We start from the raw sequence: 24,361 nt of genomic DNA, 5'->3' as shown, positions 1-24,361 counted from the left end.
CCTTACTCTTGCGCGGTCAGTTCGGGGGGGATGTTGTTCAGAAACTCCGGCCAATCCGGCAGGGTCTCGCTGGCCAGACGCACATAGGCCACGCCGCGGATCCCGGTCTTCACAAGGTCAATGTTCGCTTCGACCAGCGGTTGTGGCACCCGGACCCGCACCCGGAACATCAGGTCTTGCCGTTCGCTAGCGGTTTCGACCTGTTTCGGCGTGAATTGCGACACAGGCGAGACAAAGCTGACCTTTGCCGGGATCACCACATCGGCGATATCAAGCCGGATGCGGGCCTCGCTGCCGATGGACAGAAGATGCGCCTCGGTGGCGGGCAGGAAAAACTCCAGATAGACCTCGGTGAGATCGACCATGGTCAGGACGCGTCCGCCTGCGCCGATGACCTCTCCGGGCTCGGTCAGCCGGTAGAGTACCCGTCCAAGGGTCGGTGCCGTCAGGCGGGCATCGTCGAGATAGGTCTGCACTTCCTCAATGGCGAAACGCGCCGCATCCACCGCGCGCTGCTGCGACAGAAGCGATGCCTTGGCAACGGTGAGGTTGGCCTCGGCGACCTTGTGATCGCTGAGACGTACGTCGAGGGTTTCGGCGGTTGCCACCCCGCGCGACACCAGTTCCCGGGTGCGCTCCAACTCCTGATCGGCCAGCAGCAACCGCGCCTCGGCTTGCGCAATGGCGGCCTCGGCGGCTGCGACCTGGCTTTCCACCGATGCGTATTCCGCCTTTGCCCGCGACAGTTGCGCCTCCAACTCGCGGGTTTCAATGGTGGCGACCAGTTGGCCGGTCTCGACCAGATCACCCTCTTTCACCTCGACCGTGGCGACCCGCCCGGCGATCCGGCTGGAAATATCGACCTGAACCGCCTCGATGCGACCGTTGCCCGAGGTAATGCCATAGGGCAGCTCACCATTGCCGTTGGCGGTGTAGTAAAAAAGCCCGGCGCCGGCCGCCAGGACCGCGATACCGGCTATGATCCATCTGCTAGAAAACATCTTTCATCCCCGGCTGTGCTGCATGTCCACAGGCGTCGGCGCCAGCCTGTGCGTCCGACAGAAATGTGCGGACGTGGTCCGCGATAACGCGCTCTTCATTGGTGGCGATGACATAGGCGCCGACCCTGCTGTCCACACCGTGAATGCGGGTGTCGTTGCGGGCGTTGGCCTCTGTATCAAGAGTGGCCCCCAGCCAGCCGCAGCCCTCAACGATCCGGGCACGGATCTCGGCTGCGTTTTCGCCCATGCCACCGGTAAAGACCAAGGCATCGATACCCTGCGCCGCGGCCGCCAGCGCGCCGATCTGTTTGCAGGCGCGATAGACAAAAAGATCCACCGCCTCCTTTGCGGCGGGGCTATCGCTCTCCAGCAAATCGCGCATGTCATCGCTGAGGCCCGAGACACCGAGCAGCCCCGATTGCCCACCAAGCAGAGCCTCGACCTCCTCTAGGCTCATGCCCTTTTCGCGCATCAGGTAGAGCGGCACACCGGGGTCCAGCTCGCCGCAGCGTTTGCCCATCACCAGCCCGTCCAGCGCTGTGAACCCCATGGTGGTGGCGATGCTTTTGCGGTTCTTCATGGCGCAGATGCTGGCGCCATGACCCAGATGCAGCACCAGAACCCGGCCATCGGCACGCTTCCCAAGGTGGGTGGGCAGCTGCGAAGCGATGAATTCGTAGGAAAGTCCGTGAAACCCATAGCGCAGCACCCCCGCATCTGTGAGCGCGCGGGGCAGGGCAAAGATCTGCCCGATCCGCGGCGTGGTGCGGTGAAAGGCGGTGTCGAAACACGCGATCTGCGGGATGCCGGGCCAAGCCCGTTGCAAGGCGTCGATCCCGGCAAGGTTATGCGGCTGATGCGCCGGAACCAATGGTGCCAGCCGCTCCAACTCACCCCGCACGTCGGCGGTGACCCTTGTGGCATCCGCAAAACGCTGACCGCCATGGACCACCCGGTGCCCGGCGGCGATGACCTTCAACCCCGCGCTTTGCTCCTGCAGGTGGCGGACCAGCCAATCCAGCACCTGCTCGTGATCGGCGTCGGCAGGCAGGGGGAGCGGCTCTGAGATGTCATCGACATGATGAACCGGGCCAAGGCCGATCCGGTCGATATGGCCCTTGGTGAAGGCAGGGCCGTGGCCTGCGGCAGCGTAGAGCGCGTATTTGACCGAGGAGGAACCGACGTTGAGGGTGAGGATTGCTTCGCTCATGGTGCGATCCTTGCCTGTTGATGGCGCACAAACAGCTGCGCCAGCGCTGCTGAGGCAACCCGTGCCAGTGCGCCATCCGCCCGGCTGGTCAGCATGATAGGCACCCGCGCGCCCAGAACCAGACCCGCGGCTTCGGCGCCGGCGAGGTACTGCAATTGTTTTGAGATCATGTTCCCGGCTTCCAGATCGGGGGCGAGCAGGATGTCCGCGTCCCCGGCGACGTCCGAGGCGATCCCTTTGGCCTGCGCGGCCGCGCGGGAAATCGCGTTATCAAAGGCCAGCGGCCCGTCAAGGATCCCGCCGGTGATCTGACCGCGCTCTGCCATCTTGCACAGGCCCGCTGCCTCGACCGTCGAGGGAATCTTGGGGGTGATGGTTTCAACCGCCGACAGGATGGCAACCTTCGGCGCGGCAACGCCAAGCGCCTGCGCCAGATCGATGGCGTTCTGTAGGATATCCGCCTTGGTCAGCAGGTCGGGAAAGATATTGATGGCCGCATCGGTAATCATCAGCGGCTTGGGGTAGCTTGGCACATCCAGAACAAAAACATGGCTCATCCTGCGTTCGGTGCGCAGGCCGGTGGCCTTGTTGACCACTGCCGACATGACCTCATCGGTGTGAAGGGCGCCTTTCATCAGGGCCTCGGCCTTGCCCGTGCGCACCAGTGAGACCGCCATGTCAGCTGCGGCGTGGCTGTGCGGGGCATCCACGATCTCGATCCCCGCCAGATCCAGACCAGCCTCGGAGGCGGCCGCCTTTATGCGCGGGGCCGGACCGATCAGAACCGGCGTGATCAGCGCCTTGTCCCGTGCCTCTAACGCGCCCTCCAGCGAGGCGACATCGCAGGGGTGCACCACAGCGGTCACGATCGGATCAAGGGGCTGCGTGGCGGCAATCAGCGCATCAAACCCTGCGCCGGGCTTGCTCAGCTGGCCCGAGGGGCGACCGGAGCGTGGCACGCGCAGGGGCTTGTCCGGTGCGATCACCTCTGCCGTGCCTTCGACAAGGGCGGCATCGGCGCTATCGGTGCAGAGGCAATCAAGCATCACGTGCCGGGTTTCGGGATCGGTTTCGCGCACCGTGATGCGCGTGGTGATCATCTCGCCAAGGCGGGCCGGGGCAAGGAAGCGCAGCGATTGAGTCAGGCAGACCGTGCCGGGACCGGGCAGTTCGGTGGACAGCAATTCGGAAATCAGCGCACTGCCCCAGGCGCCCGCCGCAATCCCATCGTCCGGCGCAGCCGCGTTACTGCCTTCAGGCATGTCGACATAGGGGCCGATATCGTCATCACGCAGAGCGCGGGTCAGCTCGGCGCTGTCGCCGGGGGTGATCTGATCAAAGGTCTTGCTCTCGAAATACTGCATCAGTGCCTCGTGATATCAATTATCCGCTACAATCGGGCAAAGCGCGCCGTGCCGCAATATCCCCCCGCTAACCCGGTCGGGGGCGGTGGCGTCACTCCATGAGTACGTAGGTGCCTGGCGCCGGGCAAAGCGCCTCTCCCATCGCGGGGGGCGCAGTGGGGTCTCCCGACCGGGTTTCAAGCCAGGCCACCCATTCCGGCCACCAGGAACCTTCCTTGCGCTCGGCAACCTCGCGCCACTCGTCGGGGGGCAGATAGCGGTCCCGGTCGCAGCTGGTGTGAACGTGATAGTGGCGCCGGGGGTGACCGGGTTCGGAAACCACACCGGCATTATGCCCGCCTTTGGTCAGTACGAATGTGACCGGGGAACTGGTCAGCGCGTCGATCTTGAAGGCCGATTTCCACGGCGCCACATGATCGGTTTCGGTGCCGACGGCAAAGATCGGCAACCGCAGATCATCAAGCGACACCGGATGGCCGCCGACCTCGTATTTTCCGGTGGCCAGTTCGTTGTTCAGAAACAGCTTGCGCAAATATTCCGAATGCATCAGGTAAGGCATCCGTGTCGCATCGGCGTTCCAGGCCATCATGTCATTGAGCTTGGGCCGCTCCCCCATCAAGTAATCCTTCTGAAGCCGCGACCAGACCAGATCGTTCGAGCGCAGCAGTTGAAAGGCGCCGGACATCTGGCCCGCATCCAGGTATCCCTGCTGCCACATCATGTCCTCCAAAAAGGCGACCTGGCTTTCGTTGATGAACAGCATCAGCTCACCTGCTTCGGTGAAATCCACCTGGGTCGCAAAGAGCGTCATGCTGGCCAGCCGGTCGTCGTCATCGCGCGCCATGGCCGCAGCGGTGAGGCTGAGCAGGGTGCCGCCCAGACAATAGCCCGCCGCGTGGATTTTCTTGGCGCCGGTGATGTCCTGAATCGCATCCAGCGCCGCCATCGGTCCCTTCTTGCGGTAATCGTCCAGTCCGAGATCAGCATCTTCGGATCCTGGATTGCGCCAGGAGATCATGAACACCGTGTAGCCCTGCTCGGTCAGGTATTTCACCATCGAGTTCTCGGGCGACAGATCAAGGATGTAGTATTTCATGATCCAGGCCGGAACGATCAGCAGGGGTTCGGGCTTCACCTTGTCGGTGGTGGGGTCGTATTGGATCAGCTCGATCAGATGGTTGCGGTAAACCACCTTGCCCGGGGTCACCGCCACGTTTTCCCCCACATGGAAGTCCGTTTCCGGGCGGAGAGGTTTGCCGAGCAGCAGTTCCTGCATGTCGTCGCGCAGATTTTCCATGCCGCGCAACAGGTTCATGCCGTTTTCGTCTTTGGTCTTTTGCAGCACTTCGGGATTGGTCAGCGGAAAATTGGCAGGCGAGACTGCGTCAAGCATCTGGCGCGCGATGAAGGACACGGCGCGTTCATCCTCGCAACTGACGCCACGAACGCCGGTGGTCGCCTCCTGCCACCACTCCTGCTGCAAAAGGAACGCCTGCTGAAATGCGTTGAAGGGTTGCTTCTGCCAGGCGTCATGGCTGAAGCGCCGGTCGCGGCGTGCAGGCGGGACGCAGGGTTTGACCGCGTCAGAACCAAGAGAGGTTTCAAACAAATAGCGACCATAGTCCGCTGCCCCTGATACGGCCTTGTTCCACAGGTTCATCTGCTTGCCCGGGGACACGGCAAGATGGATCGACCAATCGCCGACAACCCGCATGATTGCTGCCGGAGAAAGGCCCCCAGTCAGCTTTGCCAGTTTGGAGCGCGCTTCCTTGTCGAGCAAGTCGCCAATCTCGGCGGCGGGATCGTGCTCCGATTGCTGTGAAACCTCTGCAGGCATGGCCTCGGGCAGGGGAGCGGGGCGGTTCGGGACGTCTGTTCCCTGGCCATCGACCGCCTTGTCTTCTGTGTTCATCGCAGACACCTCAGCCGCTGGCACCAAAGAACGCGCCGGATCGCTCCGGTCATTGCTGGCACAGGGTACGCTGCGATGCAGCAAAGGCTATGATCTGAATCAACACGGCCGCCCTGATTGCGCGGGATTTTCGGGCCGTGCTTAGCGGGGTGACAGGATCGCCCGGCAAATCAGCCCTGCACAAACAGGCGGGAGAGCACTTGTGGCACCGATGTCCGGGATGGAACGAAAAAGCCCCGGGAAAACCCGGGGCTTTGACAATTCTCTATCTGATCGTGGGATTATCCCTGCAGGCTTTTGACCTGAACGTCCCCTTCGGCCTGCGCCTTGATCGCCAGCGCGGCGGCATGGGCACCGGCGGCGGTGGTGAAGTAGGGAATCTTGTCATACAGCGCGACCGAGCGCATTTCCTTGCTGTCCTCGACCGCCTGAGCGCCTTCGGTCGTGTTCATCAACAGCTGCACATGGCCGTCTTTCAGCAGGTCCACCACGTGCGGGCGTCCCTCGTAGACCTTGTTCACCGCCTCGCAGGCCACACCGTGCCCGTCCAGCCATGCCTTGGTGCCGCCGGTGGCGACCAGGGTGAAGCCTTGTTCGATCAGGGTGCGCGCGGCCTCCAGCATTGTGGCGCCTTTGTCAGCATCCTTGATCGAGATGAAGGCACGGCCTTCCGACGGCAGCACCATCCCGGCACCCATCTGCGCCTTGAGGAAGGCGCCGGCAAAGGAGCGGTCCCAGCCCATAACTTCGCCGGTGGAGCGCATTTCCGGCCCAAGCAGCGTGTCGACACCCGGGAAACGGGCAAAGGGCAGAACGGCCTCTTTGACCGAGAACCAGGGCATGTCGGGATCGGCCAGAGTCATCGGGTCGGCCATCGGCACATCGACATCATAGCCTGCATCGGGTTCATAAGGCGCCCGCTGCGGGAAGGCCGAGAGCTTCTCGCCCGCCATGACGCGCGCCGCGATCGAGGCGATGGCGCTGTCGGTGGCCTTGGCGACGAAGGGTACCGTGCGGCTGGCACGCGGGTTCACTTCGATCAGGAAGATCTCACCGTCCTTGATGGCAAACTGGATGTTCATCAGGCCGACCACGTTCAGAGCCTTCGCCAGTGCGTAGGTCTGGGTCTTGATCTCTTCGATGATGTCCTTGGACAGGGAGTAGGGCGGCAGCGAGCAGGCACTGTCGCCGGAGTGAACGCCGGCCTCTTCGATGTGCTGCATGATGCCGGCTACATGCACGTCGGTGCCGTCGCAGATCGCATCCACGTCAAGTTCCACCGCACCGGCCAGATAGCTGTCGAGCAGCACCGGGCTGTCGCCGGATACCACCACCGCCTCGGCGATGTAGCGTTTCAGCTGATCCATGTCGCGCACGATCTCCATCGCGCGCCCGCCCAGCACGTAAGACGGACGGATCACCAGCGGGAAGCCGATTTCCTCTGCGATCTCAAGCGCCTGTGCGTCGGTGGAGGCAATGCCGTTATGCGGCTGTTTCAGGCCCAGCTTGTTGACCAGGTCCTGGAACCGTTCGCGGTCTTCGGCCAGGTCGATGGCGTCGGGCGTGGTGCCGAGGATCGGAATGCCTTCGTCCTGCAGTGCATTGGCCAGTTTCAGCGGGGTCTGGCCACCGAACTGCACAATGACACCATGCAGGGTGCCGTTCTCTTGCTCGGCGCGCAGGATTTCCATCACGTGCTCGAAGGTGAGCGGTTCGAAATACAGCCGGTCCGAGGTGTCATAGTCGGTGGACACGGTTTCCGGGTTGCAGTTGATCATGATGGTTTCATAACCAACATCGGTCAGCGCAAAACAGGCGTGACAGCAGCAGTAGTCGAACTCGATCCCCTGACCGATCCGGTTCGGACCGCCGCCAAGGATGACCACCTTCTTGCGATCCGACGGGCGGGATTCGCATTCGATCTCGCCCATCATCGGCGCTTCGTAGGTGGAGTACATATAGGGGGTTTGCGCCTCGAATTCGGCGGCGCAGGTGTCGATCCGCTTGAAGACTGCGGTGACGCCCAGATTATGACGGGCGCGGCGCACATTGTCCTCGTCCCGGCCGGTCAGCGCGCCAAGGCGGGCATCGGCAAAGCCGAGCATCTTCAGCGCCCGCAACTGGTCCTCGCGCATCGGCAGGCCGTTTTTACGCACCTCGCGCTCGGCGTCAACGATCTCGCGGATGCGGGACAGGAACCAGGGGTCGAACTTGGTGACGTTCTGGATCTCGTCATCGCTCAGCCCATGGCGCATCGCCTGGGCGATGGTGCGCAGCCGGTCCGGGGTCTGCTGGCTGATTGCCTTGATCACGGCGGCCTTGTCGTCGCCGGTGGCTTCGTCCCACTGGCCGACGGTCATGCCGGGGATGGCAACCTCGTCAAAACCGGTGAGACCCGATTCCATCGACGCCAGCGCCTTTTGCATGCTTTCGTGGATGGTGCGGCCGATGGCCATGGTTTCACCCACGGATTTCATCGCGGTGGTGAGGTAGGGCTCGGAGCCGGGGAACTTCTCGAAGGCGAATTTCGGGATCTTGGTGACGACATAGTCGATGGAGGGCTCAAAGGAGGCCGGTGTCACCTTGGTGATGTCGTTGTCCAACTCGTCCAGCGTGTAGCCCACCGCCAGTTTCGCGGCGATCTTTGCAATCGGGAAGCCGGTCGCCTTGGAAGCCAGCGCTGAGGAGCGCGACACCCGCGGGTTCATTTCGATCACCACCATGCGGCCATCGTCGGGGTTCACGGCCCATTGCACGTTGGAGCCGCCGGTTTCGACGCCGATCTCGCGCAGCACCTCGATCGAGGCGGTGCGCATCATCTGGTATTCCTTGTCGGTCAGGGTCAGCGCCGGGGCCACTGTGATCGAATCACCGGTGTGCACGCCCATGGGGTCGATGTTCTCGATCGAGCAGACGATGATCGCGTTGTCTGCCTTGTCGCGGACGACCTCCATCTCGTACTCTTTCCAGCCCAGAAGGCTTTCATCGACGAGGATCTGATTGACCGGCGAAGCATCCATGCCCGAGCGGCAGTAGTGGATGTAATCTTCGCGGTTATAGGCGACGCCGCCGCCGGTGCCGCCCAGGGTAAAGGCGGGGCGGATGATGGCGGGCAGGCCGACCTCATCGAGCGCCTCAAGCGCCAGCTGTACGCCTGCTTCCAGATCGGCCGAGCCGTTGTCGCGGGTGGGGGCGGTGATGATCGTGGCGCGCGGGTTTTCCAGACCAAGGCGATCCATCGCTTCGCGGAACAGCTTGCGGTCTTCTGCCATTTCAATGGCTTCGCGCTTGGCGCCGATCATTTCGACGCCGTATTTCTCAAGCACACCCATCTCTTCGAGCGCCAGCGAGGTGTTGAGACCCGTCTGCCCGCCCATGGTCGGAAGCAGCGCATCGGGGCGTTCTTTTTCGATGATCTTAGCCACCACTTCGGGCGTGATCGGCTCGATATAGGTCGCATCGGCGAGGCCCGGATCGGTCATGATGGTGGCCGGGTTGGAGTTCACCAGGATGACCCGGTAGCCCTCTTCACGCAGCGCCTTGCAGGCCTGTGCGCCGGAATAATCGAATTCGCAGGCCTGGCCGATGATGATCGGTCCCGCACCAATGATCATGATCGACTGGATGTCGGTTCTTTTTGGCATGGCCTAGCTTCCTTTGATTGTGGGTGCGGAATATGGGTCGAGTCACCGGGCGCCCCCATGCGCCCAAATTGTCCTGCGTTATAGGGACCGCGCCGAAAGGTTCAAGGGGGATCGGAAACGGATCGGAAAATGCCGCATCCACCCCCTTTGTGCGCATTGCGAACGCATATATGAGGAGGCGAGAGCTTTAGGAGACAGATCCGGTGCGGATTCGCTTTGATCAGGGGCCCACGGGGGCCGGGACGTGTTTCGATCAGCCGCTGCGTGTGATCCGTGCGGACGAGGCAGACCAGGTGCCCGCGGCGCTGGCGGCGCTCGACGCGGCGCGGCGGGCCGGGCATTGGCTGGCGGGCTATGCCACGTATGAGCTGGGCTATGCGCTGGAGCCAAAGCTGGCGAACCGGATGCCGGACGGGCGGCGGCTGCCGTTGATCTGTTTCGGGGTCTATGAGGAGCCGCGGCAACAGGACATTGAGGGCAGCGCTCGTCCGCGGGCGGAAAGCGAAGCGCCCGCCCGGGGGGGCGGACGGGCGCTGCCCGGCGTGCTGCCGGGTGGAGCTGGGCTTGGGGATATCACGCCACGCTGGAGCTATGTTCGCTACGCCGAGGCCTTCGCCGAGGTGAACCGCAACATCGGCAAGGGCGACATCTATCAGGCCAACCTGACCTTTCCCATCGATGCCGAAGCCCATGGCAGCGCAGAGGCGCTTTATGCCGCGCTGCAGGCAAGGCAGGCGGTCGGCCACGGTGTGCTGGTCGAACAGGACGGGCTGCCGGACCTTCTGTCGCGCTCTCCCGAGCTGTTCTTCCGCACCGACGCCTCGGGCCTCATCGAAACGCGCCCGATGAAAGGCACCCAGCCGCGCAGCAACGATCCGGTGGAGGACGCGCGCTGCCGTGACTTCCTGCGTCAGGACGAAAAGAACCGGGCCGAGAACCTGATGATCGTTGATCTTCTGCGCAATGACATCAGCCGCGTGGCGGAGACCGGATCGGTGCATGTGCCGGAACTGTTCGCGGTCGAGAGCTACGCCACCGTGCATCAGATGGTGTCGCTGGTACGGGCGCGATTGCGGCCGGATGCCGGGCTGGCCGAGATCTTTGCGGCGTTGTTCCCCTGCGGGTCGATCACCGGCGCCCCCAAGATCCGCGCGATGGAGATCCTAGCGGATCTGGAACCCTGGCCGCGTGACATCTACTGCGGCACCATCGGCTGGGCCGCCCCGGATGGCGCCTCGTCGTTCAATGTTGCAATCCGTACGGTGATGCTGGAGGACGGCCGCGCAACACTGAACGTGGGCGGCGGCGTGGTCTGGGACAGCACCGCCACATCAGAATATGAGGAAGCGCTATGGAAAGCACGGTTCGCCCAGATGACGCAACCTGCGACACCATCAGTGACACCATCAAGGGTGATCCCGCTTTCCGCCTGATCGAAACGCTGGGCTGGCATCCGGGCGAGGGTGGGCGGCACCAGCCGCGCCATCTGGCCCGGATGAGGCGCAGCGCGGCGGCGTTTGGCATTCCCTTCGAACCCGGGCATTCCGAGGCGATGTTGGCAGAAATCGTCAGTGATATACCGCTGCGCTGTCGGCTGACGCTCGACGTGGAGGGGCGATTTGACATGACCACTGCGCCACTGGGGGAACCCCCAGCAGAGTGGCGGCTGGGCATCGCAGACATCCGGCTTGATGCCGACGACCCGTGGCTACGGCACAAGACCACCCGCCGCGCGTTTTATGACAGCGCCCGGGCAGCTCTGTCGGCAGGCATCGACGAGCTGGTTTTCCTCAATCAGCGCGCTGAGGTTTGCGAAGGCACCATTACCAATATTTTTGTGACGCTCGCAGGTGGGCAGGTGGTGACGCCGCCGCTCGGCTGCGGCCTTCTGCCCGGCATCCTGCGGCAGGAAATGTTGGAGCGCGGCCAATGCACCGAAGCGGTGCTGAGCCTTGAGGACCTGAAGGGGGCGCAATCCATTCATATGGGCAATTCCCTGCGCGGGTTGATCCCGGCCAAGCTGGTCTGAAACTGATCTGAAAAGGGCGGGGGCGCTCCCGCGGACCAGAGCCCCTGGCGAGTGCCAGCGGCCCTTTGCCCTTGGGCCCGGCAGCGCGCCGAGCGGCGCGCTGGGGTGGCGCCAAAGTGCGGCCCGCGCCGCGCCGAAGGCGGGGCGCCACGCCCAACACGTCTGGCCGGATCGCGCAGCGATGGGGTGCAGAAGGGGCGGGAGCCTTTGCGCCGACGTGGCGAGAGGGCAAAAACGGGCATCTGACGGGGCGAATGCGCCCTGTTTGCTTGACAAGAGAGCCGCAACCTAGTGTACCAGCCCGGACGAATTCCGCGCCGCTTTGGCGCATATCCCGATTGATGGTCCGCCCGGACAGATGCCCCGAGAGACGACCCGCGACACGAAAGGTCAGCCAATGCACGCATACCGCAGCCATACCTGCGCCGAACTGAACAAATCCAACGTGGGCGATACCGTGCGCCTGTCTGGCTGGGTCCACCGGGTCCGCGACCACGGCGGCCTGCTGTTCATCGACCTGCGCGACCACTATGGCATCACCCAGGTCATGGCTGACCCCGATAGCCCGGTCTTTGCGGAGATCGAAAAAGTGCGTTCGGAATGGTGTATCCGCATCGATGGCAATGTGCTGGCGCGCGACGAAAGCCTGGTGAACCCGAAGATCCCGACCGGCGAGATCGAAGTCTTCATCCGCGATATCGAGGTTCTCGGCAAAGCCGAGGAACTGCCGCTTATGGTCTTTGGCGAGCAGGAATACCCCGAGGAAACTCGCCTGCGCTATCGCTACCTCGACCTGCGCCGCGAGAAGATGCAGAACAACATGGTTCTGCGCTCGAACATGATCCAGTCGATCCGCAAGCGCATGTGGGACAAGGGGTTCAACGAATACCAGACCCCGATCATCACCGCGTCGTCGCCCGAAGGTGCGCGCGACTTCCTTGTGCCCTCCCGTCTGCACCCCGGCAAGTTCTACGCCCTGCCGCAGGCGCCGCAGCAGTTCAAGCAGCTGATGATGGTCTCGGGCTTTGACAAATACTTCCAGATCGCGCCCTGTTTCCGGGACGAGGATCCGCGGGCTGACCGCTCGCCCACCGATTTCTACCAGCTCGATATGGAAATGTCCTTTGTCACCCAGCAGGATGTCTTTGACACCATCCAGCCGGTGATGCAGGGCGTGTTCGAGGAATTCGGCGGTGGTCGCAAGGTCGACAGCGAATGGCCGCAGATCTCCTACAAAGATGCCGCCAAGTGGTATGGTACCGACAAGCCGGACCTGCGCAACCCGATCAAGATGCAGGATTGCTCGGAACATTTCCGCGGCTCCGGCTTTGCCATCTTCGCCAAACTGCTGGAGCAGGAAGGCACCGAAGTGCGCGCCATCCCGGCCCCCACGGGCGGCAGCCGCAAGTTCTGCGACCGCATGAACAAATTCGCCCAGCAGGAAGGTCTGCCGGGCATGGGCTATATCTTCTGGCGCAAGCAGTCGGCGGATTCCATCGCGCAGGAGCAGGGCATTTCCGTCAAGGAAGTCAACGCCAAGATCAAGGCGGGCGAGATCGTTCTGGGCAATGAGGCCGCCGGTCCGCTGGCCAAGAACATCGGTCCCGAGCGCACCGAGGCGATCCGCCAGCAGCTGGGTCTCGACGTGGGCGATGCGGCCTTCTTCCTGGGCGGCAAGCCCAAGTCCTTTGAAAGCGTTGCAGGCCGCGCCCGCACCGTCATCGGCGAAGAACTGGGTCTCATCGACAAGGACCGTTTCGCCTTTGCCTGGATCGTTGACTTTCCGATCTACGAGGCAGACGAGGAAACTGGCAAGATCGACTTCGAGCACAACCCCTTCTCCATGCCGCAAGGCGGGATGGAAGCACTGGAGGGCGACCCGCTCAAGGTGCTCGGCTATCAGTATGACCTCGCCTGCAACGGTTACGAGCTGGTCTCGGGCGCGATCCGGAACCATAAGCCGGAAATCATGTTCAAGGCTTTCGAAATTGCCGGCTATGGCAAGGAAGAGGTCGAGAAGCGCTTTGGCGGCATGGTCAACGCCTTCCAATATGGTGCCCCGCCGCACGGTGGCTGCGCTGCCGGTATCGACCGCATGGTGATGCTGCTGGCGGATGAGGCCAACATTCGCGAGGTCATCATGTTCCCGATGAACCAGCGCGCTGAAGATCTGATGATGTCGGCCCCGTCCGAGCCGATGTCGGAGCAGCTGATGGAACTGGGACTGCGCGTCATTCCGCAGGATCAGTAAGGCCTAAGAGCCTTGCCAAGACAATTCAAAAAGCCCGGAGCATGGTCTCCGGGCTTTTTTGTTCCTGCTGCGACGGAACCGGCAAATCCTCGCGTATCAGTAAGTGATGGGTGTGGGTGCCACGGAGGTTCTGGCCTACTATGGAGATCGAGACCTGTTGATCCCGAAATGAAAATGGGGCCGGAGCAATGACAGATGCGGTTTGATCCTGAACTGGCCGAGATCCGGTTTGGCTGCGGGTTGTCACCCCGGCTGGCACCGCCGCAATCGCCCGAGGCGATGTTGCAGCGCCTGACCGGCGCCGATGAGATGGCGCGCGCCTATCCGGTGCAGGATTTTGATGCGGCCTTTGCCGATTCAGTGACGTTTCAGGCGCTCGCAAGAGAACGGCGCAAGCTGCGCGGTCAGCCGGAGTATGAGGCGGCGGACGCGCGCTACCGCACCTTTCGGCAGCAGAAACGAACGGATCGTTTGCAAAATTTTGCCCAGCGTCTGCTGCGCTATGCCGATACATCGGATGGCCTGCGGGAACGGCTGACCCTGTTCTGGGCCGATCATTTCACCGCCAAGGGGCGGCGTAATGCCTTTCGGCATCTGGCAACCCCCTATGCCGAGACCGCGATCCGCCCCCATGTTGCGGGCCGGTTCGAAGATCTGCTGATCGCGGTGGTGACCAGCCCGCTGATGCTGCATTATCTGGATCAGAACAGTTCGGTCGGGCCGAACAGTCCTGTCGCGCAGCGGCGCAAACGCAGTGCCGGTCTCAATGAAAACCTCGCCCGCGAGGTGCTGGAATTGCACACGCTGGGGGTGGATGGCCCCTATAGTCAGACGGATGTGCGGCAATTGGCGGAGCTCTTTACCGGGCTCAGTTTCAATCGCAAAGAAGGGTTTAACTTCCGCCCCGGCCTGGCAGAGCCCGGCAGCGAGCAGGTCCTTGGCCGCTCCTATGGCGCAGAGAAAGGGCGGTTGGAGCCGGTTTTGCAGGCGCTGCGCGATCTCGCGCGTCATCCGGCCACGGCCCGGCACATTGCCCGCAAACTGGCGGTGCATTTCACCTCGGACCAGCCGGACGCGGATCTGGTTGAGCATGTGGCAGAGCGGTTCCGTCAGTCTGGTGGTTACCTGCCGGATGTCTACGCCGCCTTGCTGGAGCATCCCGCCGCCTGGGCGCCGGAGCTGCGCAATGTAAAGCCGCCCTTTGATTTCGTGGCGTCGGCCTGCCGGGCGCTGCCGGTGGACGCAGACCGGGTGACGGGGTTCAAGCGCGGGCAGCTCAATCGGATTTTTGCGGCGCCGCTGACGCTGATGGGACAGAAATGGGAAGATCCTGCCGGGCCGGATGGATGGAGCGAGGATGATGCCGCCTGGATCACGCCGCAGGGCCTGTCGGCCCGCCTGCGCTGGGCTTTTGCGGCGCCGCAGCGGCTAGTGGCCGATCTTCCCGATCCACGCGGATTTGCCGGAATAGCCCTAGGCAGTTTTGCCGATGGCAAGGTGCTGTTTGCCGCCTCGGCAGCCGAAACCCGGGCCGAAGGGGTCGCTCTGGTGCTGAGCGCCCCGGCCTTTCAGCGCCGTTAGCAGGAGGATTGATCATGAGACATTCCCGGAGAAGCTTCCTTGCACGCGGCGCAGCGCTTGGCTGTTCGCTGGCCGCCAGCCCGCTGCTGACGCCGGTCAGCTTTGCCTCGGCCCCCTGGAACCGGCGGCTGGTGGTGATCATCCTGCGCGGCGGCATGGATGCGCTGGACGTGGTGCAGCCCTATGGCGATCCTGCCTATCCCGCTCTGCGGCAGAAACTGCGCGGCGGCCCGGACCACGGCGGTTTGGATCTGGATGGGTTCTTTGCCCTGCATCCGGCCCTGTCGCCGCTGATGCCGCTGTGGCGGTCCGAGGAGTTGGCCTTTGTCCACGCGGTTTCGACACCTTACCGGGACAAGCGCAGCCATTTCGACGGTCAGGACCTGCTGGAGGCGGGTACGCCGGGGCTGGAACAGGCGCGCGATGGCTGGCTGAACCGCTTGTTGCAGCAGCAAAGCGGGATCGAGGCGCGCACCGCTTTTGCCTTGGGGCAGGGGGAGATGAAGCTTCTGAATGGTGCGGCGCCTGTGGCGGACTGGTCTCCGGATGCCGCTCTGATGATGAGCCCGCAGGCCGAACGTCTGGTCGGGCTGCTGATGGAGGATGATGCGCTGTTTCACGGTGCCTTGTCCGAGGCGCTAGACTTGTCACGCGAGGCGCCGGGGTTGCCGCTGTCTGGCGAAGACACGCAAGTTGACATGCAGGGCGGGCAGATGGGCATGGCGGGTGGAATGACCATGCCGGTACCGGCTCGGGGCAAGGCTCATCTGAAGATTGCGGCCTATGCGGCGCAGCAATTGCGCGCCGACACTCGCATTGCGGCCTTTTCGATTAATGGGTGGGATACCCACAACCGGCAGGACAGGGCGTTGAAATCGGCGCTGGGCCGGTTGTCCGACACCGTGCTGGAGTTGAGGGCCGGTGTCGGCGCCGATGTCTGGGACAAGACGGCGGTGGTCGCGATGACGGAATTTGGTCGCACAGCGCGGGAGAACGGCACCGGTGGCACCGATCACGGAACCGGTGGCGCGATGCTGCTGGCGGGCGGGGCGATCCGCGGCGGCCGGATCTACGGGCGCTGGCCGGGGCTGGAGGAAGCCGCGCTCTATGACCGGCGTGACCTGATGCCGACGGCGGACGTGCGTGCACCCGCGGCCTGGATCCTGCGCGGCCTGACCGGGGTAGGGGTGGCCGAATTGGAGCAAACCGTGTTTCCGGGGCTGCGGATGGAGGATGATCTTGGCCTGCTGCGGTGACCCTGAGGGGGCGCCGCGCTGGTCGGGTCAAAAGGATAGAACCGCTTCAGGCGGCGATAGCGGCCCCGAGGTCCTGGGCCTGTTTCGCCGTGCAGAGGTCAATGCTCGTGGCGGTAGATAACCATCGGTTCCCGCGTGTTGCGATCGCGGTTCTGGCGGATTTCGCGGGCGGCTTGGCGCGCCTGCAGATAGAGCACGATGGCCAGCGTGGCCGAGCCGATCAGAATCACTTCGAGCATGTCAGATCGCGATTTTCCGTTCGAGACGTTCCTGCACCATTCCGGCCAGCATTGCTGTATCCGGGCCAATGGGGCGGCCAGCCATGCGGGCCTGGGCAAGGCTTGCCGCGGCATTGGCGAGCGGCTTGTCGCCTGCACTGCGTGCGACACCGCCAATGAACTGCGTCAGATAGTCCAGCGTGTTGCCTTCATGGTCTTCGTTCAGAACATCTGCCGCATGGGCCATATCGTCCTGAAAGGCGAGGAAATCCGGCTCGATGGTTTCATCCGACAGGTCCTGCAGGCTGGCGGGCTGCCGGTCGGCGGGCAGGCGCGACAGGATCGCATGCTGGAATGCCGCCAGCGAGGTGATCGGCTTGGCGAGGAAGCCGTCGGCGCCAGCCTTGAGCGTCTCTTCTTCAAGGCTTTCGTCGCCGGAAATGCCAAGGATGACGGAAACCCGCGGTGATCCCTGATTGATCTCGGCGATCAGTTCCGTGCCGGAGCCATCCGGTAGCCCCACATCGGCAATCACGACGGAAGGGCGGTATTCCTTCAGGTGTCGGCGGGCGGATTTCAGGCAATCGGCGCGCCGGATACGGGCGCCGCTGCGCAAACAGAGCAGGCGCAGCGCTTCGCAGGCAAAGCGACTGTCCTCGACCACCAGAATGGTCAGACCAAGAAGAGGGCGCCGTTTCGTCGGGAGACGGTGGGCGGCTGCAAACAGTTCCGAATCGTCCATTACTCATACTCCTTGCGGGATACTGACTGACGCTATGGATTTGAGGCTAATTAGAGGTTAACGCGATGCAGGAGATGCCAAGGCTGCGGGTTTTCCCCATGATTGCCTGCGGTTGCCCGGTGTTCTCTGCAGCCGCCCGGTAGCGCGCGCCGTGCGCATTGGCGCACTTGCCCCCATTGGCTGGTCTCAGCATAAGGAAGTCGAACAGGATTTGAGAGGAGAATACACATCATGATCGGTCGTTTGAACCATGTCGCGATTGCCGTGCCCGACCTTGAGGCGGCCTCGGCTCAGTACCGTGATGCGTTGGGCGCCAAGGTCGGCGCACCGCAGGATGAGCCCGATCATGGTGTCACAGTTGTCTTCATAGAGCTGCCCAACACCAAGATTGAGCTGCTTTACCCGCTGGGGGATGACTCGCCCATCAATGGCTTCCTGGAAAAGAACCCCGCTGGTGGCATTCACCACGTCTGCTACGAGGTTGAGGATATCCTGGCTGCGCGGGATCACCTGAAGGCGCAGGGTGCGCGGGTTTTGGGCTCTGGCGAGCCGAAGATCGGTGCCCATGGCAAGCCGGTTCTTTTCCTGCACCCCAAAGATTTCAACGGCTGCCTGGTGGAACTGGAGCAGGTTTGAGGCTACCTGAGGCCAGCGCCGGACGTCGGCGCGCGGATATACAATAAAGGTGCGCTATGGGAATTACATCGGGACTGGTGCTTTATGCGGTGATCTGGTTCATGACCTTCCTGATCGTCATTCCGATCCGGCTTGAGACACAAGGTGACAAGGGGGAGATCGTGCCCGGCACCCATGCCGGCGCGCCCGAAAACCATTATCTGAAGCAGAAGGCGGTGATCACCACCATCGCAGCCTTCGTGATCTGGGCCATCGTGGCAGGAATAATCCTGTCCGGAGTGATCAGCGTGAATGATTTCGATTGGTTCGACCGGCTGCCCGATCCAAAATAGCGCCTCTTGAGAAAACGCGGCCCGGGGGGATGCCCCCGGACAGTTGATCTGTTCGCCGTCAGGCCCTGCGCCACAGGCTGTGGAATATATGGGTGAAGGTGGCCGCGCCCAGGATCGGGATCACCAGGTTCACCAGCGGCACTGACAGCGGCATCGCCATCAACGTGCCTGCGATCCAAATGGTTCCCATGTGCTTGCGCCGCATCTTGCGGGCCTCGGGCATTCCGATGCGTCTGGCGGCGGCCAGGGTGAAGTATTCCCGGCCCAGAAAGAACCCGTTCAGCCCCCAGAAAATGAACATCGCGATGGGCGGGAACATCAGATAAAGCACCAGCGCCAGCAGGTTCGCGGCGATCAGCACGCCAAGGAAATTGACCGTGTCGCGCAGCGCCTCCACGATCGTTGGATCAGAGGCAGGGGGGAGCTGAGGGAAATGCTTGTCCTCAACCGCCTGTGCCACCTGATCCAGAAACATCGAAGTGATGGCCGAAGCGACCGGGACCATCAGAAAGACCGACAGCCCCATCATCAGAAGGATCGACCCGAAGGACAGGATATCGTCCAGCCATGTCACCTCCCCGAACAGGGGCAGTGTGACCTGCGGGCCGACCAGCCACTGCACCAGAAAGAAGAACAGCACATATGTGGCGATCAGCAGCGCAAAGGTCAGCCCGACACCCAGAAAAAGAACCCTGCGAAAGCGCGGATCGCCGGTCTGGGCCAGGGACTTGAAAAAGGCGTCAAAGATCATGTGCTGATCCAGCTGGTGATGCGCTCCAGATCCGGGCGCGGGCGTTCCGGCGGCTTGGTACCTTCGGTGGCAATATGGATGAAGCCGGCGATGCGTTCGTGCGGCGCCAGCGACAGGGCCTCTTCGCAGAACTGGCGGTCGTGGCTAACCCAGCCTGAGAGCCAATTCGCCCCCCATCCGGCCGCCAGCGCCGCATTGAGCAGCGCAAGGCAGACAGCGCCCGCGGAATAGGTTTGTTCGATGGCCGGGATCTTGGGGCTGTCGGTCTGCACCTCAATCACCGCGACGGCCAGTTGGCCAAGCTCGAACTGGCTGCGCCCCTTGGCGATATCCTCGGGCGATTTTCCCAGCCGCTCACCTGCGGCTGTGGTCAGCTCTGCAAGCCGTCCCATGGCGGGTTTTTCGATGACGATGAAGCGCCAGGGCTCCAGCTTGCCGTGATCGGGCGTGCGGGCGGCGGCGGTCAGCAGAACCTGCAACTCGTCCCGGCTGGGGACCGGTGCGACCAACGTCTTCGCGGGGCGGGAGCGGCGGTTCAGAAGGAAATCAAGGGCGGCAGCATTCTGTTCGGGCATATGTGAAACCTTTTTACATCAAGGTTTTATATGCTGGCTGGCGCGTGTTTTTCAAGGGGCGGTTCGGTGATTATCGCGGCGCGCGGTGCGGCAGCAATTATTCCCAGACCATGCGCTGGCCGCTGAGGCAGGCATGCAACGAGCCGGGCGGGATCAAACCAAGGTCCTGGAAGAAGGTGAAGTAATCCATGTGACCGATGTATTCAGCAATCCGGTCCCCTTCAAACCGCGCCATGAGACAATCGTAGGCGACAATCATTTCCGCGGTCGAAAGGCACTTGGCTGAAATGCGAATGCGCATCGAGATCCAGTCGTCCTGTTCGATCGCATTCATAACCTCAAAGGAGGACGGTCCGACCAAGCCCTGTACAACGAGTTTGAATTCGACCCATTCCATCATCGGAATGATCTGGCCTCCGGTGACAGGTCCGCAAAAGGTCGCCTCCTCGGTGAAATACCGACCCAAATCGAAGTCACCGGGATCTCCGAGGGCGGCATTCAGGAAATCAAGAATGATCGATTTTTTGTCCATAGGAGGTAACACCGAATACACAGGAGCCGCGCAGGCCCAACCAAACACATCTCAGGCGGTGCGAACCGCGTAACTTAACCTCACGCATTTTGAAGCGATCGTGGCTTGCTGTACAGCAGCTTGTTTCGGACCGTTGCAGCATTGCAATTGGTGCTGGTGTTTTGAGGGGCGGCAGGGCATCAAATCGACATGGGAAAACCAAAGAAGAAAGATCTACCGGACCTTGCGGACCTGGCCGTTGCGGGGCTGGAGATCCAGGTGCGGGCCACGCCAAAGGCGGCGCGCAACGCGATCACCCGGACCGAGGCGGGGCTGAAGGTCTCGGTCACCGTGGCGCCGGAAAACGGCAAGGCCAATGCCGCAGTCGCGGATTTACTGGCCCGGGCCATGGGCGTTGCGCCCTCTGCTCTGGAGCTGCGCCGGGGCGCCACATCACGGGACAAGGTTTTCGTCTATCGCGGCTCATGAACCAGATGCGGGATCCTGCGGCGTGGCCTCATCCGGAACCAGGCGATAAACGCCTTCGGGTAGGTCAAGCGCAGCGGCCAGATCGCGCAGCTGGCTGTAGGAGAGGGTGATCTTTTCTACCCTGTCGGTGCGAGGATCGAATTGCTCCACAGTCACGCATTCCGCAAAGGCGTTGATGGTCACATCTTCCAGCAAAGGGCGCTCGCCCTCATCCACCAGGGTAACGACGGTCGAGTCGAATTCGTGTTCGATGGTAAACATATCCCGATGTTGCCACCTTGGTGCTGTGATTGGCAAGTGTTTGCGCGCGCACCAGAAATGTGACGCGAACCTCCGCTGACGGCTGCAGAATCCGGCTGTCTGCGATTGAACCTCGGTTGGGTCCCGGCCTATGATCGGACGATGACGTCAAGGACAGGCCGATGCGCTCCATTCTGAAAACAGTCTCGCTTTGCGCACTCAGTGTTTTGAGCGCCTGCGGCGTTCCCGGTGCCCCGCCGCCCGGCGGCGGAGCGGTTGCTCCGGCAACACCCGGGGCACAGGTATCTGGCCTTTCGCCAGCCGAAGCTCGGGCAACCTTTGCCACAGTCGCCAGCCGGGTTGAACCGGTGGCCGAACGCACCTGCCGGACGCAGACCAGTGGCATGAATTGCGACTATCTGATCCGGATCGATCCCGACGCCAAGGCGCCGCCGAATGCCTATCAGAGCCTGTCGCAGTCCGGCCGCCCGGTAATCACCTTCACCCGCTCCATGCTGGGGCAGATCGCCAACGCGGATGAGCTGGCCTTTGTCATGTCGCACGAGGCTGCGCACCATATCCGCGCGCATCTGGCGCGCCAGCAGCAGAATGCGGTGGCGGGTTCGGTGTTGCTAGCCGGGCTTGCCACCCTTGCCGGAGGCAGTACGGCGGATATCTCCAACGCACAGGATCTGGGCGCCATTGTCGGTGCGCGCGGATATTCGAAGGAATTCGAACTGGAGGCGGATCAGCTCGGCACCATCATTACGCATCAGGCCGGATACCGGCCCAGCGTTGGCGTGCAGTTCTTCTATCGCCTGCCGGATCCTGGCGACAAATTTCTTGGCAGCCATCCGGCCAATCCGGACCGGGTGCGTGTGGTGCAGCAGACCATCACCCGCTACGGGCTGAATTGATCATGGCGGAAAACTCTGCAGATGCAGCGCCCGAGATGAAAAAATTGGGCGTGGTCCTGACCGACCGGGGGTCACGCTATGCGGTGACCGGCGCCCGGGTTACGTCACGCGCCGAAGTCGACGCGGTGCTGGCGGCACTGAAAACCGACCGCGCCTACGCCAAGGCCACCCATAACACCTGGGCGGCGATGCTGCCGACGGGCGCGCTCAAGGCCGACGACGGAGAGAGCGGCGCCGGGATGGTGATCCTGCGGATGATGGAGCGGGAAGGGCTGCAAGATCACCTGATCATCGTCACCCGCTGGTATGGCGGCAAGAAACTGGGCGGCGACCGCTTTCGCCGGGTTCAGGACGCGGTGCGCGCCTATCTGAACCCCGCCTAGGCCCGCGTTACGCGATTGACCTGCATCAAGGTCCGGGGCCGGGCCTGTGGTATTTTCTGGCGTGACACGCAGCCAGGAGAACGCGCGATGGATGATTGCGGGATCAAGGACAAAGCTAAACTGAAGACGCACGCGGCCCTTTTTGATGAAATGGGGCAGGCGGTTGGGCTGGATCTTCAGGAAGAGGCCATCGCGGGGCGGCTGAATTTCGATGAAATCGCCGAAGCGGTGCTGCGCTGCACCCGCTGCGCCCATCCCGAGACCTGCCAGAAGTGGTTGCATTCACCCGCGCGTGCAGATGAGGCGGCAGACACTCCTGATTACTGCCGCAACCGCGATCTGCTGGGGTATCTGCGCGAACCGGTTGCCTGATCTGGCAGCCTTTGGGGAGGATCAAGACATGCATCCATTGGGGGACGCGCTGTATCACCTGAGGCTTCTGGGGCTAATGGGCAAAACCACCGAGGCCGATCTGGTCGAGGCCTTTGAGGCAGGCCGCATCAGTTCCGAGGACTGGGCGGATATGGTCAACCGCTGCCGGGCCTGCGAGGGTATCGAGACTTGCGAACGCTGGCTCGCTGCCCATGACAAAGCCGAAGAGGCACCCGGCTGCTGCAAGAATGCCAAGGTCCTGCTGCACCTGCGGGCCGAGAAGGAAAAAGCAGAGGTTTGAGGCCGCAGACAAGGCTGGAGAATGCCTGTGGGCGCTCACTGGTCAAGGCCAAAGAGGCGGTGCTCCCGCTGAAAACATCCATTCCCAAAGCCACACGCGCGTACTATATGCGCAGCCATGACCAGCAATCCGCCAGACCTCCGCCCCGACCTCGCCCCGAAAGCCCAGTTCGGTGATGCCCCGCGCAAAGACCAGCCGACCCTTGGCATGGTGTCGCTCGGCTGCCCCAAGGCGTTGGTGGACAGTGAGCGCATCCTGACCCGGCTGCGCGCCGAAGGATACGGCATCTCTGCCGATTACGCGGGCGCCGATGCGGTGATCGTCAATACCTGCGGGTTCCTCGACAGTGCCAAGGCCGAAAGTCTGGACGCCATCGGTGAGGCGCTGAAGGAAAATGGCAAGGTTATCGTCACCGGCTGCCTTGGCGCCGAGCCGGACTATATCCGCGAACATCATCCGCGCATTCTGGCCGTCACCGGTCCACACCAGTATGAACAGGTGCTGGATGCCGTACACGCTGCTGTGCCGCCTGCGCCCGATCCCTTTGTCGACCTGCTGCCTGCAACCGGCGTCAGCCTGACGCCCCGGCACTTCAGCTATCTGAAGATCTCGGAAGGCTGCAATCACAAGTGCAAGTTCTGCATCATCCCGGACATGCGCGGGCGGCTGGTCTCGCGCCCCGCCCACGCCGTGCTGCGCGAGGCGGAGAAGCTGGTCGATGCAGGCGTGCGCGAACTTCTGGTGATCAGTCAGGATACCTCGGCCTATGGGCTCGACCGCAAATACGATGTGAACCCCTGGAAAGAGGGCGAGATACGCAGCCATATCACCGATCTGTCGCGGGCGCTGGGGCAGTTGGCACCTGCATCGGACCTTTGGGTGCGGCTGCATTATGTCTATCCGTATCCGCACGTGCGCGAGTTGATCCCGTTGATGGCGGACCCGGACAACGCGCTTCTGCCCTATCTAGACATCCCCTTTCAGCACGCCCACCCGGATGTGCTGAAACGCATGGCACGCCCCGCAGCGGCGGCGAAAACGCTGGACGAAATCCGCGCCTGGCGCGAGATCTGCCCGGAGATCACCCTGCGCTCCACCTTCATCGTCGGCTACCCCGGCGAGACGGAGGCGGAGTTCCAGCATCTTCTCGACTGGATGGATGAGGCGCAACTCGACCGGGTTGGCTGTTTCAAATACGAAAACGTCGACGGCGCGCGCTCCAATGATCTGCCGGATCACGTGGCCGAAGAGGTGAAGCAGGAGCGCTGGGAACGCTTCATGGAAAAGGCGCAGGCGATTTCCGAGGCCAAGCTGGCGGCCAAGGTCGGCCAGACTATGCAAGTCATCGTGGACGACATCGACGAAGACGGCATCGCCACCTGCCGCACCAAGGCCGACGCGCCCGAGATCGACGGCAACCTGTTCATCGACGAGGGCACCGAAGGTCTGAAGGTGGGCGATCTGGTCTCCGTCGAAGTGGACGAGGCCGGGGAGTACGACCTTTGGGGGGCACTGGTCGCTGACGGGTAAGCTCCGCTCACATCTGAAGGCTGTTTCTTGGTTCAATAGGCTCCGTGGCTTGTGCCGGGGGCTGTCCGCTGATGAAATTTCCGATGCGGCAATGGTGAAGTCTGTCCGCGACACTG

The 24,361-nt window shown here is 62.7% G+C and carries 24 protein-coding genes; 13 read left to right on the top strand and 11 right to left on the bottom strand.

Going from position 1 to position 24,361, the window contains the following annotated elements; translation table 11 throughout:
- Positions 1-2: 2 nt before the first annotated feature.
- From C6W91_RS12215 to carB, 5 genes are all read right to left on the bottom strand, one after another.
- A complete protein-coding gene (locus C6W91_RS12215; protein WP_370570880.1) occupies positions 3-1,001 on the bottom strand; it encodes an HlyD family secretion protein in 999 nt (332 codons plus the stop codon).
- Positions 991-2,211: an acetate/propionate family kinase gene (locus tag C6W91_RS12210; protein ID WP_274835042.1), complete on the bottom strand. Its 1,221-nt coding sequence runs from the start codon at positions 2,209-2,211 to the stop codon at positions 991-993. Before C6W91_RS12210 ends, C6W91_RS12215 begins: the two co-directional genes overlap by 11 nt.
- Complete coding sequence (locus tag C6W91_RS12205) at positions 2,208-3,575, bottom strand: bifunctional enoyl-CoA hydratase/phosphate acetyltransferase (RefSeq protein WP_274835041.1); 1,368 nt, start codon at positions 3,573-3,575, stop codon at positions 2,208-2,210. The genes C6W91_RS12210 and C6W91_RS12205 overlap by 4 nt, the downstream gene beginning before the upstream one ends.
- A gap of 91 nt (positions 3,576-3,666) precedes the next feature.
- Positions 3,667-5,412 (bottom strand): PHA/PHB synthase family protein, encoded by a 1,746-nt coding sequence (locus C6W91_RS12200; RefSeq protein ID WP_370570905.1) that lies wholly within the window; start codon positions 5,410-5,412, stop codon positions 3,667-3,669.
- 356 nt (positions 5,413-5,768) lie between these two features.
- Positions 5,769-9,131, bottom strand: a complete 3,363-nt coding sequence (gene carB, locus C6W91_RS12195; protein WP_370570878.1) for a carbamoyl-phosphate synthase large subunit — start codon at positions 9,129-9,131, stop codon at positions 5,769-5,771.
- 203 nt (positions 9,132-9,334) lie between these two features.
- Between carB and C6W91_RS12190 the strand changes: the two genes are divergently transcribed.
- The 5 genes from C6W91_RS12190 to C6W91_RS12170 all read left to right on the top strand — a co-directional run bounded on the left by C6W91_RS12190 (position 9,335) and on the right by C6W91_RS12170 (position 16,248).
- Positions 9,335-10,564 carry an aminodeoxychorismate synthase component I gene (locus C6W91_RS12190; protein ID WP_274837775.1) on the top strand — a complete coding sequence of 410 codons (1,230 nt, stop codon included), beginning with the start codon at positions 9,335-9,337 and terminating at the stop codon, positions 10,562-10,564.
- Positions 10,483-11,160 carry an aminotransferase class IV family protein gene (locus tag C6W91_RS12185; protein ID WP_370570877.1) on the top strand — a complete coding sequence of 226 codons (678 nt, stop codon included), beginning with the start codon at positions 10,483-10,485 and terminating at the stop codon, positions 11,158-11,160. Before C6W91_RS12190 ends, C6W91_RS12185 begins: the two co-directional genes overlap by 82 nt.
- A gap of 397 nt (positions 11,161-11,557) precedes the next feature.
- A complete protein-coding gene (aspS, locus tag C6W91_RS12180; protein ID WP_065273765.1) occupies positions 11,558-13,411 on the top strand; it encodes an aspartate--tRNA ligase in 1,854 nt (617 codons plus the stop codon).
- A gap of 195 nt (positions 13,412-13,606) precedes the next feature.
- Positions 13,607-14,992: a DUF1800 family protein gene (locus C6W91_RS12175; protein ID WP_274837773.1), complete on the top strand. Its 1,386-nt coding sequence runs from the start codon at positions 13,607-13,609 to the stop codon at positions 14,990-14,992.
- 14 nt (positions 14,993-15,006) lie between these two features.
- Positions 15,007-16,248 carry a DUF1501 domain-containing protein gene (locus C6W91_RS12170; protein ID WP_274837772.1) on the top strand — a complete coding sequence of 414 codons (1,242 nt, stop codon included), beginning with the start codon at positions 15,007-15,009 and terminating at the stop codon, positions 16,246-16,248.
- A gap of 98 nt (positions 16,249-16,346) precedes the next feature.
- On the opposite strand, the gene C6W91_RS12165 is transcribed toward C6W91_RS12170, so the two are convergent.
- Together C6W91_RS12165 and C6W91_RS12160 are read right to left on the bottom strand one after the other, a co-directional pair.
- Positions 16,347-16,487 carry a hypothetical protein gene (locus C6W91_RS12165; RefSeq protein ID WP_156767926.1) on the bottom strand — a complete coding sequence of 47 codons (141 nt, stop codon included), beginning with the start codon at positions 16,485-16,487 and terminating at the stop codon, positions 16,347-16,349.
- A gap of 1 nt (position 16,488) precedes the next feature.
- On the bottom strand, positions 16,489-17,208 hold the full coding sequence (locus C6W91_RS12160; RefSeq protein WP_065272932.1) for a response regulator: 720 nt from the start codon (positions 17,206-17,208) through the stop codon (positions 16,489-16,491).
- Positions 17,209-17,439: 231 nt separating this feature from the next.
- Here C6W91_RS12160 and mce point away from each other — a divergent pair, with 231 nt between their 5' ends.
- Positions 17,440-17,844, top strand: a complete 405-nt coding sequence (gene mce / locus C6W91_RS12155; RefSeq protein ID WP_065272933.1) for a methylmalonyl-CoA epimerase — start codon at positions 17,440-17,442, stop codon at positions 17,842-17,844.
- A 56-nt stretch (positions 17,845-17,900) separates the two neighbouring features.
- Positions 17,901-18,176 (top strand): DUF1467 family protein, encoded by a 276-nt coding sequence (locus C6W91_RS12150; RefSeq protein WP_065272934.1) that lies wholly within the window; start codon positions 17,901-17,903, stop codon positions 18,174-18,176.
- A gap of 58 nt (positions 18,177-18,234) precedes the next feature.
- On the opposite strand, the gene C6W91_RS12145 is transcribed toward C6W91_RS12150, so the two are convergent.
- From C6W91_RS12145 to C6W91_RS12135, 3 genes are all read right to left on the bottom strand, one after another.
- On the bottom strand, positions 18,235-18,927 hold the full coding sequence (locus C6W91_RS12145; protein WP_274837771.1) for an EI24 domain-containing protein: 693 nt from the start codon (positions 18,925-18,927) through the stop codon (positions 18,235-18,237).
- Positions 18,924-19,502: a nitroreductase family protein gene (locus C6W91_RS12140; protein WP_065272936.1), complete on the bottom strand. Its 579-nt coding sequence runs from the start codon at positions 19,500-19,502 to the stop codon at positions 18,924-18,926. Before C6W91_RS12140 ends, C6W91_RS12145 begins: the two co-directional genes overlap by 4 nt.
- A 97-nt stretch (positions 19,503-19,599) precedes the next feature.
- Positions 19,600-20,034, bottom strand: a complete 435-nt coding sequence (locus tag C6W91_RS12135; RefSeq protein ID WP_065272937.1) for a hypothetical protein — start codon at positions 20,032-20,034, stop codon at positions 19,600-19,602.
- Between the two features lie 189 nt (positions 20,035-20,223).
- Between C6W91_RS12135 and C6W91_RS12130 the strand changes: the two genes are divergently transcribed.
- A complete protein-coding gene (locus C6W91_RS12130) occupies positions 20,224-20,502 on the top strand; it encodes a DUF167 domain-containing protein (RefSeq protein ID WP_065272938.1) in 279 nt (92 codons plus the stop codon).
- Here C6W91_RS12130 and C6W91_RS12125 read toward each other — a convergent pair.
- Positions 20,497-20,763: a hypothetical protein gene (locus C6W91_RS12125; protein ID WP_065272939.1), complete on the bottom strand. Its 267-nt coding sequence runs from the start codon at positions 20,761-20,763 to the stop codon at positions 20,497-20,499. The genes C6W91_RS12130 and C6W91_RS12125 overlap by 6 nt on opposite strands.
- Positions 20,764-20,924: 161 nt before the next feature.
- Between C6W91_RS12125 and C6W91_RS12120 the strand changes: the two genes are divergently transcribed.
- The 5 genes from C6W91_RS12120 to rimO all read left to right on the top strand — a co-directional run bounded on the left by C6W91_RS12120 (position 20,925) and on the right by rimO (position 24,245).
- Positions 20,925-21,659 (top strand): M48 family metalloprotease, encoded by a 735-nt coding sequence (locus C6W91_RS12120; protein ID WP_370570876.1) that lies wholly within the window; start codon positions 20,925-20,927, stop codon positions 21,657-21,659.
- A gap of 35 nt (positions 21,660-21,694) precedes the next feature.
- A complete protein-coding gene (locus C6W91_RS12115) occupies positions 21,695-22,042 on the top strand; it encodes a YigZ family protein (protein WP_116560358.1) in 348 nt (115 codons plus the stop codon).
- Positions 22,043-22,144: 102 nt separating this feature from the next.
- Positions 22,145-22,414, top strand: a complete 270-nt coding sequence (locus C6W91_RS12110) for a DUF6455 family protein (protein WP_065273766.1) — start codon at positions 22,145-22,147, stop codon at positions 22,412-22,414.
- Between the two features lie 28 nt (positions 22,415-22,442).
- On the top strand, positions 22,443-22,715 hold the full coding sequence (locus tag C6W91_RS12105; RefSeq protein ID WP_274835031.1) for a DUF6455 family protein: 273 nt from the start codon (positions 22,443-22,445) through the stop codon (positions 22,713-22,715).
- A gap of 117 nt (positions 22,716-22,832) precedes the next feature.
- Positions 22,833-24,245, top strand: coding sequence for a 30S ribosomal protein S12 methylthiotransferase RimO (gene rimO / locus C6W91_RS12100; RefSeq protein WP_274837770.1), 1,413 nt, complete (start codon positions 22,833-22,835; stop codon positions 24,243-24,245).
- The last annotated feature ends 116 nt before the right edge of the window (positions 24,246-24,361 follow it).

It is taken from the genome of Phaeobacter sp. SYSU ZJ3003 (assembly GCF_041300735.1).
Classification (GTDB): Bacteria; Pseudomonadota; Alphaproteobacteria; order Rhodobacterales; family Rhodobacteraceae; genus Phycobacter; species Phycobacter gallaeciensis_A.
The sequence above is the reverse complement of the archived record's forward strand: the minus strand, read 5'-3'. Positions and strand labels throughout refer to the sequence as shown.

Excerpts from the sequence above, each read along its gene's own strand:
- C6W91_RS12215 (WP_370570880.1), bottom strand. The coding sequence starts at position 1,001 with ATGTTTTCTAGCAGATGGATCATAGCCGGTATCGCGGTCCTGGCGGCC.
- C6W91_RS12210 (WP_274835042.1), bottom strand. The coding sequence starts at position 2,211 with ATGAGCGAAGCAATCCTCACCCTCAACGTCGGTTCCTCCTCGGTCAAA.
- C6W91_RS12205 (WP_274835041.1), bottom strand. The coding sequence starts at position 3,575 with ATGCAGTATTTCGAGAGCAAGACCTTTGATCAGATCACCCCCGGCGAC.
- C6W91_RS12200 (WP_370570905.1), bottom strand. The coding sequence starts at position 5,412 with ATGCCTGCAGAGGTTTCACAGCAATCGGAGCACGATCCCGCCGCCGAG.
- carB (WP_370570878.1), bottom strand. The coding sequence starts at position 9,131 with ATGCCAAAAAGAACCGACATCCAGTCGATCATGATCATTGGTGCGGGA.
- C6W91_RS12185 (WP_370570877.1), top strand. The coding sequence starts at position 10,483 with ATGGAAAGCACGGTTCGCCCAGATGACGCAACCTGCGACACCATCAGT.
- aspS (WP_065273765.1), top strand. The coding sequence starts at position 11,558 with ATGCACGCATACCGCAGCCATACCTGCGCCGAACTGAACAAATCCAAC.
- C6W91_RS12175 (WP_274837773.1), top strand. The coding sequence starts at position 13,607 with ATGCGGTTTGATCCTGAACTGGCCGAGATCCGGTTTGGCTGCGGGTTG.
- C6W91_RS12170 (WP_274837772.1), top strand. The coding sequence starts at position 15,007 with ATGAGACATTCCCGGAGAAGCTTCCTTGCACGCGGCGCAGCGCTTGGC.
- C6W91_RS12165 (WP_156767926.1), bottom strand. The coding sequence starts at position 16,487 with ATGCTCGAAGTGATTCTGATCGGCTCGGCCACGCTGGCCATCGTGCTC.
- C6W91_RS12160 (WP_065272932.1), bottom strand. The coding sequence starts at position 17,208 with ATGGACGATTCGGAACTGTTTGCAGCCGCCCACCGTCTCCCGACGAAA.
- mce (WP_065272933.1), top strand. The coding sequence starts at position 17,440 with ATGATCGGTCGTTTGAACCATGTCGCGATTGCCGTGCCCGACCTTGAG.
- C6W91_RS12150 (WP_065272934.1), top strand. The coding sequence starts at position 17,901 with ATGGGAATTACATCGGGACTGGTGCTTTATGCGGTGATCTGGTTCATG.
- C6W91_RS12145 (WP_274837771.1), bottom strand. The coding sequence starts at position 18,927 with ATGATCTTTGACGCCTTTTTCAAGTCCCTGGCCCAGACCGGCGATCCG.
- C6W91_RS12140 (WP_065272936.1), bottom strand. The coding sequence starts at position 19,502 with ATGCCCGAACAGAATGCTGCCGCCCTTGATTTCCTTCTGAACCGCCGC.
- C6W91_RS12135 (WP_065272937.1), bottom strand. The coding sequence starts at position 20,034 with ATGGACAAAAAATCGATCATTCTTGATTTCCTGAATGCCGCCCTCGGA.
- C6W91_RS12130 (WP_065272938.1), top strand. The coding sequence starts at position 20,224 with ATGGGAAAACCAAAGAAGAAAGATCTACCGGACCTTGCGGACCTGGCC.
- C6W91_RS12125 (WP_065272939.1), bottom strand. The coding sequence starts at position 20,763 with ATGTTTACCATCGAACACGAATTCGACTCGACCGTCGTTACCCTGGTG.
- C6W91_RS12120 (WP_370570876.1), top strand. The coding sequence starts at position 20,925 with ATGCGCTCCATTCTGAAAACAGTCTCGCTTTGCGCACTCAGTGTTTTG.
- C6W91_RS12115 (WP_116560358.1), top strand. The coding sequence starts at position 21,695 with ATGAAAAAATTGGGCGTGGTCCTGACCGACCGGGGGTCACGCTATGCG.
- C6W91_RS12105 (WP_274835031.1), top strand. The coding sequence starts at position 22,443 with ATGCATCCATTGGGGGACGCGCTGTATCACCTGAGGCTTCTGGGGCTA.
- rimO (WP_274837770.1), top strand. The coding sequence starts at position 22,833 with ATGACCAGCAATCCGCCAGACCTCCGCCCCGACCTCGCCCCGAAAGCC.